The organism is Burkholderia lata, assembly GCF_000012945.1.
In the GTDB taxonomy this organism is placed as follows: Bacteria; Pseudomonadota; Gammaproteobacteria; order Burkholderiales; family Burkholderiaceae; genus Burkholderia; species Burkholderia lata.
In genome coordinates, this window is sequence record NC_007510.1 from 3583910 (window position 1) to 3597244 (window position 13335).

Below are 13335 nucleotides of genomic sequence, written 5' to 3' on the forward strand. Positions count from 1 at the left end.
CGAGGCGCTCGCGCACGACGGCATGACGCCGCTGGAGCGTGAGCTCGCGCTCGCGTCGTTCGGCCCGGAGCACCACACCGCTCACGACACCGCACAAGACACGACTCCGCACATCGCCGCTGCCGCGTCCGACGCGGCCGGCGCCACGCCGCGCGCACCCAACAACCCGCATCTCGCGCACTGGCGCACCCACCTGAACGGGCTCACAGCGCGCAGCCGCCGCGCGCTGCCGCTGCGGCCGTGCGGGCGTCTCACGCGCGCGGCCGGCCTCGTGCTCGAGGCGATCGGGCTGCGCCTGTCGGTCGGCGCCGAATGCACGATCGAATTGCCGCCCGGCAGCACGCTGCCGCACGCGGAGGCCGAAGTCGTCGGCTTCGCCGGCGACCGCCTGTTCCTGATGCCGACCACCGACGTCGCCGGCGTGCTGCCCGGCGCGCGCGTGTGGCCGCGCGAAAGCGCGCCCGTCGCCGATCCGCTCGCGGGCGCGAAGCGGCTGCCGGTCGGCTGGGAGATGCTCGGGCGCGTCGTCGACGCGTCGGGCCGCCCGCTCGACGGCCTCGGCCCGCTCGCGTCGAAGGTCGACGCGCCGCTGTCGGCGCCGTCGATCAACCCGCTCGAGCGCGAACCGATCCACCACGTGCTCGACGTCGGCGTGCGCGCGATCAACGCGCTGCTCACCGTCGGCCGCGGGCAGCGGATGGGCCTGTTCGCGGGCTCGGGCGTCGGCAAGTCGGTGCTGCTCGGCACGATGGCGCGCTATACGAGCGCGGAAGTGATCGTGATCGGGCTGATCGGCGAACGCGGCCGCGAAGTGAAGGAATTCATCGAACAGATCCTCGGCGAGGACGGGCTCGCGCGCTCGGTCGTCGTCGCGGCGCCGGCCGACGTGTCGCCGCTGCTGCGGATGCAGGGCGCGGCCTACGCGACGTCGCTCGCCGAGTATTTCCGCGACCAGGGCAAGCACGTGCTGCTGCTGATGGATTCGCTTACACGCTACGCGATGGCGCAGCGCGAGATCGCGCTGGCGATCGGCGAGCCGCCCGCGACCAAGGGCTACCCGCCGTCGGTGTTCGCGAAGCTGCCCGCGCTCGTCGAGCGCACCGGCAACGGGCCGGAAGGCGGCGGCTCGATCACCGCGTTCTACACGGTGCTGACCGAAGGCGACGACCAGCAGGACCCGATCGCCGATTCGGCGCGCGCGATCCTCGACGGCCACGTCGTGCTGTCACGCGCGCTCGCCGAGGCCGGCCACTATCCGGCGATCGACATCGAGGCATCGATCAGCCGCGCGATGACCGCGCTGATCGACGAAACGCACCTCGACCATGTCCGGCAGTTCAAGCAGATGCTGTCGCGCTACCAGCGCAACCGCGACCTGATCGCGGTCGGCGCGTACGCGCCCGGCCGCGACGCGCAGCTCGACCGCGCGATCGCGCTCTATCCGCGCATCGAGGCGTTCCTGCAGCAGGGCTTTCGCGAATGCGCGCCGTTCGCGTCGAGCCTCGCCGGGCTCGATGCACTGTTCGACGCTTACGGAGGCTGATCCCGATGGCACACGGCTTTCCCCTTCAGTTGCTGCTCGACCGCGCGCAGGAGGATCTCGACTCCGCCACGAAGCAGCTCGGCACTGCGCAGCGCGACCGCACCGCGGCCGCCGAGCAGCTCGACGCGCTGCTGCGCTACCGTGACGAATACCACGCGCGCTTCTCGCAATCCGCGCAGCACGGGATGCCGGCCGGCAACTGGCGCAATTTCCAGGCGTTCATCGACACGCTCGACGCCGCGATCGCGCAACAGCGCAGCGTGCTGGCCGCGGCCGAAGTCCGCATCGACGAAGCTCGCCCCAACTGGCAAAACAAGAAACGCACCGTCGGCTCGTTTGAAATCCTGCAGGCGCGCGGCATCGCGCAGGAAGCCAAGCGCGACGCCCGGCGCGAACAGCGCGACGCCGACGAACACGCCGCGAAGATCCTGCGCATGCGGGCCGACGCGGCCCGTTCGTCGTAACCGACCACCGCATTCGAACGAGAGAACCGACATGCCTCCCCTGCCCCTGCTCGGCGCGCTGCTCGACACCGCCGGCACCGCACTCAAGGCCGCCCGCGGCTCGGGTTCGTCCAGCGCCGCCGGCAACGATGCCGCGAGCGCGACGACCGCCGTGCCGTTCGCGCAGACGCTGAAGCAAAGCGTCATCACCCGTCACGATGCGTCGAATTCCCGCGTGCCGGATGCGTCGACGAAACAGGCTTCGTCGAAGCCGGCCGCCGGCACGAAGCCGTCCGATGACGACGACACGACCGACGATACGACCACGAACGCCGCCACCAACCCCGACGCCGCCGCGCTCGCGGCCGCCGCGGCGGTGCAGGCGCAACTGCAGGCGCGCACGGACAACGCGACGCCGACCGATGCGGCAGCCGCCGCGGCCGCGGCGCAAAAGGCGGCCGTGTCCGGCCAGCCCGATGCCACGGCTACGCTGGCGGATCACGCGGCCAAGGATGCGGCCGCGGCCACCCAGGCCACGCCGGCAACGAGCCGCGATGCGCTGCAGGACGCGCTCGCCAAGCTGACGGGCGGCTCGGGCGCGATCGCGATGCCCGCGACCGGTACGACGGCATCGACACCCGCCTCGACCGCAGCGACCGGCACCGCCGCGCCGCTGACACCGAAGGTGCCGACCTTCGACCGCACGCTCGCCGACGCGAAGGGCGCGCTCGCCACCCAGCAAACACCGGCGCAAGCCACCGCACAGGCACTGCAGGCCAACGCGAACGCGCAGTCGGGCGAGCAGCACGCGCTCGCGGCAGCCGGCGACGCAATGGATCCGGCCGCCAGCGCGACGCTCGCGGCCGGCGCCACGGCTGCGGCCGCGGCCCAGGCGAACCTGCAGCTGTCGCCGGCCGCAGGGGCGATCGCCGCCGCGAACGCGCACGTGCTCGCGCCGCACATCAGCACCCCGGACTGGACGGACGCGTTGAGCCAGAAGGTCGTGTTCCTGTCGAACGCGCACCAGCAGAGCGCCGAACTGACGCTCAATCCGGCCGATCTCGGGCCGCTGCAGGTCGTGCTGCGCGTCGCGGACAACAACGCGCATGCGCTGTTCGTATCGCAGCACGCGCAGGTGCGCGAAGCGGTCGAAGCCGCGCTGCCGAAGCTGCGCGAGGCAATGGAAGCGGGCGGGCTCGGGCTCGGGAGCGCGACCGTCAGCGACGGCGGCTTCGCTTCGCAGCAGCAGAACCCGCAACAATCCTTCGCCGGCGGCCAGTCGGCGCGGCGCGGGAGCGGCGGATCGTCAGCCGTCGATGCACCGGTCGGCGCTGCGCAATCCGCACCGGCCGCCGCGAGCGTGAGCCGCGCCGGCCTCGTCGATACGTTTGCCTGAGCATGGCCGCCGCCGTGCGCGCGCCGCTCAGCGGCCGTGCACCGCAGCGGCTGCCTCGCCGCGCGGCGCCGCGCCCTTGCGCGTGGCGACGATGAAGTCCGCCGCGCGTTCGCCGATCATCACCGACGGCGCATTCGTGTTCCCGCCGACCAACGTCGGCATCACCGACGCATCCACCACGCGCAACCCTTCGACGCCGCGCACGCGCAGTTGCGGATCGACGACCGCGCGCGCATCCGAACCCATCCGGCAGGTGCCGACCGGGTGGTAGATCGTGTCGGCGTGCTCGACGATCGTCTTGCGCAGCTCCGCTTCGCTCTGGTCGGCCCGCGTGTACAGCTCGCGCCCGCCCTGCGACGCGAGCGGCGCCTGCGACAGGATCGTGCGCATCGCCTGCGTGCCGCGCACGAGCAGGTCGAGATCCCGCGAATCGCTGAAGAAGCGCGGATCGATCAGCGGTGCGTCGCGCGCATCGCCGCTCGCGAGCGCCACCGTGCCGCGGCTGAACGGCCGCAGCGCGCACACGTGCAGCGAATAGCCGAAGCCCCAGTGCATCTTGCGGTTGTGGTCGTCCACGAGCGCCGTGCAGAAATGCAGTTGCAGGTCGGGACGCTCGAGCGACGGATCGCTCTTGATGAAGCCGCCGGCCTCCGCGACGTTGCTCGTCATCATCCCGGTGCGGCTCGAGAAATAGCGCGCGAGCGCGGGCGTCATCTTCGCGATCCCGCGCAGGCACACACCGACCAGTTCCGATGAATTCACGCGCGTATTGATGATGAAATCGATATGGTCGATCAGGTTCGTGCCGACGTCCGGCGCATCCTGCACGACCGCGATCCCGTGCCGGCGCAGCTGCTCCGCCGGCCCGATCCCCGAACACATCAGCAGTTGCGGCGAATTGAACGCGCCGGCCGACAGGATCACTTCCGCGCGCGCGTCGAGCGTCTCGACGCGCCCGTTGCGCGCAACCGCGACGCCGGCCGCGCGCTTGCCGTCGAACCTGACCCGCAGCACCGTCGCATCGGTGATCACGTGCAGGTTCGGTCGGTTGCGGCCGTAGATGTACGCGCGGGCGACGCTGCAGCGCGAGCCGTCGCGATGCGTCACCTGATAGAAACCGACGCCTTCCTGCGTCGCGCCGTTGAAGTCGTCGTTCAGCGGATAGCCGGCCGCATGCGCGGCCTGGATGAATCGTTCGGAGAACGGATTGCGAAAGCGCAGATCCGACACCGTGAGCGGGCCGTCTGCACCGTGCCACGCATCGGCACCGCGCGCGTTGCCTTCCGCCCGGCGGAAATACGGCAGCACGTCCTGCCAGCCCCAGCCGGTCGCGCCGAGCTGCGCCCATTCGTCGTAGTCTCCCGGGTGGCCGCGCGTGTAGATCATCGCGTTGATCGCGCTCGAGCCGCCCATCCCGCGCCCGCGCGGCTGGTAGCCGCGCCGCCCGCCGAGGCCCGGCTGCGGCACCGTCTCGTAGCCGTAGTTCGTACCGAGCTTGAACGGCACCAGCGCCGCGATGCCGACCGGCATGTTGACGAGCAGGTTGCGCTCCGTATGCGAACCGGCTTCGATCAGCGCGATCGTCGCATCGGGGCAGGCATCGGCGAGACGGCCTGCCAGGCTCGACCCGCCCGAACCGCCGCCGACGATGATGTAGTCGTATTGCATGTCACGTCTCCGTCGTGTCATGGAAGGCGCCCGGCACCGCCGCGCGACCGCGTCCCCTCTTGTAATTCGGGCATTGTAGGAATGGCCGTCGCACGCGCGGCGCGCGGATTCAAGAGCGATTCCTCTAAACGCCCGCGTGAACTAAATTTAAGATGTATCGATTCGCTTTGCGCGACGCGCCGGCCACCAGAAGCCGATCCGTCGTGAAACGGGAGTGACGACGATGCAGCGCCAGGTTCTGCAGGCCGCGTGCCGACCGGGTTGTCCGGATGCGATGCGCGCAGCCCGCATTTCATTTCAAACGGCTGCCCGCATGGAGAGGCTCGACGTCATGCGCGCAGTCGGTCGAAATCGAACGGCACGTGTCGTCGCCGACCGTTTGGACGGTTTCTCGTCGCAGCTGCACGATGCGCTGCGGCACGATCTGGCGTACACGTCGCGCCGCGCTGTGTCGGTGCACCAGCAGGCGCTCGCGGCGCAGCGATGCGTGCCGGTCGGCAGCCACATCGCGCCGCACGCGCATGCGCCAACAAGCGGTTTCCGGATGCGCACACCGTCGCGTGGATGCGACGCCCGCTGCACGCTTCAACCGTTTTTCGAGCACACGTCGCATCCGGCCCCGCGCCGCGCGACACGCACCACCCCGATCCGCGTCGCCGCGCTCGCCGAGCGTGCGCGTGCGGCGTGACGGCCGGCCGACCAGCCAGGCCCAACTGGAGGAGACGACATGAAGAACGACCTGCCCGAACTGGCCCCGCAAGCCCTGCCGTCGGTGGATGCACTGACGGCGCTGCTGCGCGACCAGCGCGCGGCCTACCTGCGCGCGCCGTATCCGGCATGGGAAACGCGCGTGCAGCACCTGCGTGCGCTGCGCACGATGCTGATCGACCATGCGGACGCGCTCGCCGAAGCGATCAGTGCCGATTTCGGTCATCGCGCGAAGCAGGAAGTGCTGCTGTCGGAAATCTGGATGGCGAAGGAAGAGATCGACGACGCGCTCAAGCACGGCAAGCGCTGGATGAAACCGATCCGCAAACCGATGAACAAGTGGCTGCGCCCGGCGCGCGCAAAGGTGATTCCGCAGCCGCTCGGCGTGATCGGCATCGTCGTGCCGTGGAACTATCCGGTGCTGCTCGCGGCCGGCCCGCTGATCTGCGCGCTCGCGGCCGGCAACCGCGCGATCATCAAGATGTCCGAACTGACGCCGCGCACGTCGGCGCTGTTCGAGCAGCTCATTGCCAAGACCTTCACGCGCGACCACGTCGCGGTCGTGAACGGCGATGCGGAAGTGGGCGCCGCGTTCAGCGGGCTGCCGTTCGATCACCTGCTGTTCACCGGCTCGACGCATGTCGGCCGCCACGTGATGCGCGCGGCTGCCGACAACCTCACGCCCGTCACGCTCGAACTCGGCGGCAAGTCGCCGGCGATCGTCGGCCCGAACGCACGCTTCGATGCGGCCGTCGACGCGATCGTCGCGGGCAAGACACTGAACGCCGGCCAGACCTGCATCGCACCCGACTACGTGCTGCTGCCGCGCGGGATGGAAGCCGCGTTCATCGAGCGCGCGCGCGCACGCTTCGCGAAGATGTATCCCGACCTGTCGGCCAACGGCGACTACACGACGATCGTGTCGCCGCGCCACTACGCGCGGCTGCAGCAGCTCGCGAGCGACGCGCAGTCGGCCGGCGCGCAGCTGCATCCGCTGTCCGACGCGCAATCCGATCCCGCATCGCGTCGCTTCGTGCCGTGCGCGGTCACGCAGGTGCCGGCTGCATCACAACTGATGCAGGAGGAAATCTTCGGGCCGCTGCTGCCGCTCGTGCCGTACGAACGGCTCGACGAAGCGATCGCATACGTGAATGCGCGCCCGCGTCCGCTTGCGCTCTACCTGTTCGACGAGGACGGCGGCACGATCGACCGCGTGATGCGCGAAACGATCTCGGGCGGCGTGTCGATCAACGAAACGCTGATGCACATCGCGTGCGGCAGCTTGCCGTTCGGCGGGGTCGGGGCGAGCGGCATGGGTGCGTATCACGGCTACGATGGCTTCGTGACGTTCTCGAAGATGAAGCCGGTGCTCACGCAGCCGCGCCTGAATGCACGCAACCTGCTCGCGCCGCCGTACGGCAAGCGCTTCGCCGCGCTGATCAAGCTGATGCTGAAGTTCTGAGCCAAACGGGAAACGGGCCGCGCGCATCGCGCCGCGGCCCGCACCGGCATGCCGCGCGGCGAGGATGCCGCGCGCGCCGTCACACGGGCCAGAGCGGCCCTTCCTGCATCGCGCCGATCTGCTCGCGCAACTCGAGCACGCGCGCTTCCCAGTAACGATGCGTGTTGAACCACGGGAACGCGGCCGGAAACGCGGGATCGTCCCAGCGCCGCGCGAGCCATGCCGCGTAGTGGATCAGCCGCAGCGTGCGCAGCGCTTCGACGAGATGCAGCTCGCGCGGCTCGAATTCGCAGAAATCCTCGTAGCCGGCCAGCAGGTCCGCCAGCGCACGCGACGCGCCTTCGCGATCGCCCGGCAGCAGCAGCCACAGATCCTGGATCGCGGGCGCCATCCGGCTGTCGTCGAAGTCGACGAAGTGCGGGCCGGCATCGGTCCACAGCACGTTGCTCGGATGACAATCGCCGTGCGTGCGCAGCAGGCGGATCTCGCCCGCCCGCTCGAACGCGGCCTCGACGCCTTCGAGCGCGAGCGTCACGGCCGTCTCGTACGCGGGCCGCACATCGTCCGGAATGAAATCGTGCGCGAGCAGGTAGTCGCGCGGCTCGTAGCCGAACGTCCTGATGTCGAGCACGGGGCGCGCGACATACGGCTGCGTCGCGCCGACCGCATGGATCCGGCCGATGAAGCGGCCGAGCCATTCGAGCGTGTCGCTGCGATCGAGATCGGGCGCGCGGCCGCCGCGCCGCTCGAAGATCGAGAAGCGGAAGCCGTCGAACGCGTGCAGCGTGCGGCCGTCGAATGTGCGCGCGGGCACCGCCGGAATCTCGCGCGCGGCGAGTTCGGCGACGAACGCGTGCTCTTCGAGGATCGCTTCGTCCGACCAGCGCGCCGGACGGTAGAACTTCGCGACGACCGGCGGGCCGTCTTCGATGCCGACCTGATAGACGCGGTTTTCGTAGCTGTTGAGCGCGAGCAGGCGCCCGTCGGTGCGCAGGCCAGCCGGAATCAGCACGCTGTCGAGCGCGTCGAGCACGCACTCGGGCGTGAGTCCGGCGAACGGCGGGCCGGCGGGAGAAGCGGGAGCGGAAGTGACGTCTTTCATGCCCCGCATTGTGCCGCCAGCCGGGCCGAAAGACGAGCGCCCGGTGCGGTGGTTGCGCTTAGTGAAGCGCCGCGCCGGCCGGCAGCACGGATTCGCCGGTGTCGATCAGGTCCTCGAGAAAGAACGGCTCGGTGTTGAGTTCCTTGGACTCGCCCGGTACGCCCGCGTACCAGGTCACCATGGCCATGTCGCCCAGGACGCGCTGGACGATGCCGCGCGCGCCCTTCGGCACCGCGATATGGGTAGTGCAGACAATCGACCCGACATGCATGATGGTTCCCCACTCTTGAATCTTGAAACCCGGCCCGCTGGAGGCCGGCAAATGCACGATCCGCGCGCTCTCGACGGAGCGTTGCGCGTAATCCCATTGTTCACGGTTTATCGAAGCACGAAAAGAAGAAGAAGCAGGCGAAGTGCCGCGAATTCGTCGAATGTCTCCAATCAACCACTGCACCGGGGTAGACGCTTGCCCGCCCGGTTACCCCCATCATACCCTGTCGAATGTGACTGCCCGCCGAATCCCCGGCATCACCGCGGCACACGCGTGACGGACGCCACGCGCGCATCGTGGGTCCGGCCCCGGGTCGCCACGCACATTCGCGCGACTGCGGTTGACGAACCACGTTGCACCGTCATCGCCCTCCCCCTGCATCGAACGCGGCCCGCGCAGCGATGGTTGCGCACGCATCGCCTTCGCTCTTCGCCCTTCGTCATGCAATGCCGCCGGCAGGTGTTGCGTCCGATGCCGGCCTTGCGGTACCTTTGATGCTCATTCGCGTTCAAGCGCATTCCGACACGATGCATCCGTTCACGTCCGCCCTTGCAAAATCCCGGCCGCAGTTCGACTCGCGGCCGCAGGCGTGCGCGCATCCGTCGGTCCTTCCTCCTCCTGTCGCACCGCCGCTCGTCGGCGCCGCGCCGCCCCCTCCGGCGGCACGCGCCGGCTGACCAGCCGGCTCCGTTTCGTCTTCCATTCGCCCGCAGGCCTGCATTCGTGCGTCGTGACGCACGGCGTGTTGCTGCGCGCGCGAATGGAACATTTCGATCCGTTCGACAGGTGGATTCACATGGTTTCGTTCAAACGCGCGCTCGCCGCGCATGGCGCGACGTCGCTCTTCGTGTTGCTGTGGAGCAGCGGTGCGATCTTCGCTGAACTCGGTCTGCGTCACGCATCCGCGTTCGTCTTTCTCACCGCACGTTTCGCACTGGCATCGCTCGTGCTGCTCGGGCTGGCCTTCCTGCGCAAACGCTGGCTGCCGCCGCGCGGCGAGCGGCGCATGGCCGCGCTGACCGGCTTGCTGATGATGGGCGGCTATTCGATCTTCTACCTGCTCGCGCTCGAACGCGGGATCGCACCGGGCGTGCTCGCGACGATCCTCGGCGTGCAGCCGATCCTCACGCTCGCGATCGTCGAGCGGCGCTGGCAGCCCGTGCGCATCGCGGGGCTCGCGCTGTCGCTGGCCGGCCTCGCGCTCGTCGTGTTCCGCGGCACAGGCGACGGCGGCCTGTCGCTCGTGGGCATCGCGTGCGCGCTCATCGCGCTCGTCGCGCTGACCGCCGGCTCGCTGCTGCAAAAGCGCGTGCGTGCGGCGCCCGCCGACGTGCTGCCGCTGCAGAATGCGATCGGCCTCGCGCTGTGCGTGGCGATCGTGCCGTTCCGGCCGGTGTCGTTCGACATGAGCTGGGCATTCGTGATCCCGCTGCTGTGGCTCGGCATCGTGATTTCGGTGATCGCGCAACTGCTGTTCTACCGGTTGATGCAGCGTGGCGATCTCGTCAACGTGACGAGCCTGTTCTATCTCGTGCCCGTCGTCACCACGCTGATGGATGCCGTGTGGCTCGGCAACCGGCCCGAGCCGCTCGCGCTCGCCGGCATGGGCGCGATCATCGCGGGGCTCGCACTCGTGTTCCGCGCACCGGCCGCCCGCGTGCAACCCGACCGCGCGTGAGCGGGCGTGCCGCCGCGCCCGCGGGTACGGCGGCACGCATCGGACACATACGACGAATCCGCAAAAATCGAAAGGCACGGGAAAGATACGTGCAAGGCGTTCGTCGAACTTGCGGGAAAAATGCGCGATTCGCCGGGCTTTCCGCTGATTTTTAATGGTTCGGATAGCGAAAAGCGTCGTCGTTTGCCTATACTCGAATTGACCGCCCCGCTCGCAATCGGGTCGGACCAATACTAGAAACACCCGGCATGGGGCCGGAGCACGCGCGCAAGCGCCCACTCCGGTCGACCTTGGAGACACGCATGACGACCTACTTCACGATCGGCGACTTCATCCTGTTGATTCCGATGGCGCTGGCCGGAGCGCTATTTCTCGGCGCGGTGCCGTGCGCAACCGAATTCCGCCACAACCTGCTACGCGTGCTCGGCGTCATCCTTGGCGTCGGCGTCGCGGTGTTGCTTGTCGAAGGCCTGCCTGCGCTGATCTAGCGGCGCACCACCCGTGCGTGGCGTGCATCGCTGCATTGCAGCGATGCGATGTGCTGCGCGCAGGCCATTGATACGGCACGCGATGTTTCGCATGCCGTATCGACCGCCGGTCAGATCGCCTGATCGGTGGACGGCTTTTCCCACAAATTGATGCCGCCTTCCGTCGCGTGACGATCGATCTCCGCGAGTTCTTCCGCCGAGAATTCGAGGTTCTTCAGCGCGCCGACGTTCTCACGCACCTGTTCCGCCCGGCTTGCGCCGATCAGCGCGGACGTCACGCGGCCGTTGCGCAACACCCATGCGAGCGCCATCTGCGCGAGGCTCTGCCCGCGCCGCTCGGCGATCGCGTTGAGCTTGCGCACGTGGTCGAGGTTGTCCGCGCTCAGGTGATCCTGCTTCAGCGAGCCGCCGCCCGGCTTGTTCACACGCGCGTCGGCCGGCACGCCGTTCAGGTACTTCGACGTGAGCAGCCCCTGCGCGAGCGGCGTGAACGCAATGCTGCCCGTGCCGATCTCGTCGAGCGTGCCGAGCAGTTCGGTTTCGACCCAGCGGTTCAGCAGGTTGTACGACGGCTGGTGGATCAGCAGCGGCACCTTGTACTGCGCGAGCAGCTCGGCCATCTCGCGCGTCTTCGCCGCCGAGTACGACGAAATGCCGATGTAGAGCGCCTTGCCTTGCTGCACGGCCGACGCGAGCGCGCCCGCCGTTTCCTCGAGCGGAGTATGCGCGTCGAAGCGGTGCGAATAGAAGATGTCGACGTAGTCGAGCCCCATCCGCTGCAGGCTCTGGTCGAGGCTCGCGAGCACGTACTTGCGCGACCCGCCGCCGCTGCCGTACGGCCCCGGCCACATGTCCCAGCCGGCCTTCGTCGAGATCAGCAGCTCGTCGCGATACGGCCGGAAATCTTCCTTCAGCAGCCGGCCGAAGTTGGTTTCCGCGCTGCCGTACGGCGGCCCGTAGTTGTTCGCGAGATCGAAGTGGTTGATGCCGAGGTCGAACGCGGTGCGCAGAATGTCGCGCTGCGTCGAGATCGGCGTCGAGTCGCCGAAGTTGTGCCACAGGCCGAGCGACAGCGCGGGCAGTTTGAGCCCGGATTTGCCGCAGGTGCGGTATTGCATGCCGGCATAACGTTCGGAAGCTGCTTCGTAGGCCATGAGTCGGTTCCGTCAGGACATCGGGAGAGGAGACGCGCGCCGGCCGCGCATGCGGCGCGGCGGCGGCGAAGGAGTCATACGACGACTATGGTAGCGAAAGCGGCCGGAACGCGCTCGGCGGCACGGCGATGGACGCAGCCGCGGTCGTCGCCTACACTGCGGCGTCTCGAATCACCGTTTCAGCGAGGTTGGTATGTCCCGGGTCATCTCGGTTGCGCTGCTCGTCGGCGGCGTCGTGCTGCTGTATTTCGGCGGCCAGTCGTTCCATTCGATCAACGACAACGTGTCGCGCTTCTTCACCGGCTCGCCTGCAACGAAGACGATCCTGCTGATCGTGGGCGGCGCCGTCGCGTCGTTCATCGGCCTGATCGGCCTCGCGATGCCGGGCGGCAAGCGCTGAGCGCGCAGCCGCGCGATGCGCACATGGCCCGCGTCATACGTTCGGGCCACACCAAACGAAACGGGCGGCCAGGCCGCCCGTTGCTTCAAACGCCCGCGATGCGCCGCATCGCGTGATCGCGGCGGTGTCACCGCCCGTCCGATCCGAACCTAGAACTGCACTTCCGGCCTCGACGCCGAGCGCGTGCCCGGCACCGGCCGGTTGCTCGCGCCGTGGTACGTGTACACGAGCGAAAACTTCACCTGGTCGGAACGGTTCTGCCCGGCCGAATGCAGCGTGTTGCTGTGGAAGAACACGACGTCGCCCGTCTGCAGCGACGGGCACGTGGCCGCGTCGATCATCTTCTTGTTCGCCGGCAGGTCGCTGCGGAAGAACTTCGCATCGTCGAATGCTTCTGGCCCGAATTCGGCCGTATGCGACCCCGGTACGAGCCACAGTGCGCCGTTCTCGTTCGTTTCCGGCCCGAGCGCGAGCCACACCGACACCATGTCCGGGCGCTCGAACGACCAGTAGCGGAAATCGCGATGCCAGCCGGTCAGGCTGCCGTACGCGGGGTGCTTCGTCATCATGCAGTTGTGATGCGCGCGCGACAGCACCGGTTCTTCACCGAAATACGCACGCATCCACGCACCGATTTCAGGTGCGATCGCACGCTCGGCGAAGGCCGGATCGCGCGAGTACGCATCGAGCAGCCGCCGCACCGTATGCCCGCCCGGCGCATGCTTGGACTCGGGTGCGCCCGGGTAGCGCAGGTCCGCCTCGAACTCGATCGGCTCGGCCGCCTCCCGCAACTGGCGCTCCGCGATCTGTCTGAGCGCGGCGCATTGTTCCTCGCCGACGAGGCCACGCGCGACGACAAAGCCGCGCTCGCGCAATTCCGCGACTTGCGCGCGGATCGATTCCGACTGCAATGGAGACGACATGGGATGCCAGACGCTTATTGTGTGAATGTGACACGATTGTAAATCGGCGCCGGATGCCGCGAACAGCACCATTGTCGTGCGCAGGGGCATGCCAATCGC

At 68.6% G+C, this 13335-nt stretch carries 13 protein-coding genes; 8 read left to right on the forward strand and 5 right to left on the reverse strand.

Going from position 1 to position 13335, the window contains the following annotated elements; translation table 11 throughout:
* The first annotated feature begins 22 nt into the window (after window positions 1-22).
* The 3 genes from fliI to BCEP18194_RS22245 are packed head-to-tail and all read left to right on the forward strand — an operon-like array spanning window position 23 to window position 3382.
* Window positions 23-1543, forward strand: a complete 1521-nt coding sequence (gene fliI / locus BCEP18194_RS22235; RefSeq protein ID WP_425266338.1) for a flagellar protein export ATPase FliI — start codon at window positions 23-25, stop codon at window positions 1541-1543.
* Between the two features lie 5 nt (window positions 1544-1548).
* Window positions 1549-2007 carry a flagellar export protein FliJ gene (fliJ, locus tag BCEP18194_RS22240; protein WP_011353517.1) on the forward strand — a complete coding sequence of 153 codons (459 nt, stop codon included), beginning with the start codon at window positions 1549-1551 and terminating at the stop codon, window positions 2005-2007.
* A 31-nt stretch (window positions 2008-2038) separates the two neighbouring features.
* Entirely contained in the window at window positions 2039-3382 is a 1344-nt protein-coding gene (locus tag BCEP18194_RS22245; protein WP_011353518.1) for a flagellar hook-length control protein FliK, read from the forward strand.
* A 27-nt stretch (window positions 3383-3409) separates the two neighbouring features.
* Here BCEP18194_RS22245 and BCEP18194_RS22250 read toward each other — a convergent pair whose 3' ends face one another.
* Window positions 3410-5050 carry a GMC family oxidoreductase gene (locus BCEP18194_RS22250; RefSeq protein WP_011353519.1) on the reverse strand — a complete coding sequence of 547 codons (1641 nt, stop codon included), beginning with the start codon at window positions 5048-5050 and terminating at the stop codon, window positions 3410-3412.
* Window positions 5051-5381: 331 nt separating this feature from the next.
* Between BCEP18194_RS22250 and BCEP18194_RS40790 the strand changes: the two genes are divergently transcribed.
* The gene (locus BCEP18194_RS40790; RefSeq protein ID WP_157687203.1) at window positions 5382-5738 is read left to right on the forward strand and encodes a hypothetical protein; all 357 of its coding nucleotides are present in this window, start codon (window positions 5382-5384) and stop codon (window positions 5736-5738) included.
* Between the two features lie 39 nt (window positions 5739-5777).
* Complete coding sequence (locus BCEP18194_RS22260) at window positions 5778-7220, forward strand: coniferyl aldehyde dehydrogenase (RefSeq protein ID WP_011353521.1); 1443 nt, start codon at window positions 5778-5780, stop codon at window positions 7218-7220.
* A gap of 79 nt (window positions 7221-7299) precedes the next feature.
* Here the strand turns inward: BCEP18194_RS22260 and BCEP18194_RS22265 are convergent, their stop codons facing one another.
* Window positions 7300-8322 carry a serine/threonine protein kinase gene (locus tag BCEP18194_RS22265; RefSeq protein WP_425266330.1) on the reverse strand — a complete coding sequence of 341 codons (1023 nt, stop codon included), beginning with the start codon at window positions 8320-8322 and terminating at the stop codon, window positions 7300-7302.
* Window positions 8323-8380: 58 nt separating this feature from the next.
* Entirely contained in the window at window positions 8381-8593 is a 213-nt protein-coding gene (locus BCEP18194_RS22270; protein ID WP_011353523.1) for a hypothetical protein, read from the reverse strand.
* Window positions 8594-9389: 796 nt separating this feature from the next.
* Between BCEP18194_RS22270 and BCEP18194_RS22275 the strand changes: the two genes are divergently transcribed.
* Together BCEP18194_RS22275 and BCEP18194_RS22280 are read left to right on the forward strand one after the other, a co-directional pair.
* On the forward strand, window positions 9390-10271 hold the full coding sequence (locus tag BCEP18194_RS22275; protein ID WP_011353525.1) for a DMT family transporter: 882 nt from the start codon (window positions 9390-9392) through the stop codon (window positions 10269-10271).
* 302 nt (window positions 10272-10573) lie between these two features.
* Complete coding sequence (locus BCEP18194_RS22280) at window positions 10574-10759, forward strand: hypothetical protein (protein ID WP_011353526.1); 186 nt, start codon at window positions 10574-10576, stop codon at window positions 10757-10759.
* Between the two features lie 110 nt (window positions 10760-10869).
* Here the strand turns inward: BCEP18194_RS22280 and mgrA are convergent, their stop codons facing one another.
* Complete coding sequence (mgrA, locus tag BCEP18194_RS22285) at window positions 10870-11913, reverse strand: L-glyceraldehyde 3-phosphate reductase (RefSeq protein ID WP_011353527.1); 1044 nt, start codon at window positions 11911-11913, stop codon at window positions 10870-10872.
* A 193-nt stretch (window positions 11914-12106) separates the two neighbouring features.
* Between mgrA and BCEP18194_RS22290 the strand changes: the two genes are divergently transcribed.
* Entirely contained in the window at window positions 12107-12313 is a 207-nt protein-coding gene (locus BCEP18194_RS22290; protein WP_011353528.1) for a DUF3185 family protein, read from the forward strand.
* A gap of 149 nt (window positions 12314-12462) precedes the next feature.
* On the opposite strand, the gene BCEP18194_RS22295 is transcribed toward BCEP18194_RS22290, so the two are convergent.
* Complete coding sequence (locus tag BCEP18194_RS22295) at window positions 12463-13236, reverse strand: phytanoyl-CoA dioxygenase family protein (protein WP_041492983.1); 774 nt, start codon at window positions 13234-13236, stop codon at window positions 12463-12465.
* Window positions 13237-13335: the final 99 nt, after the last annotated feature.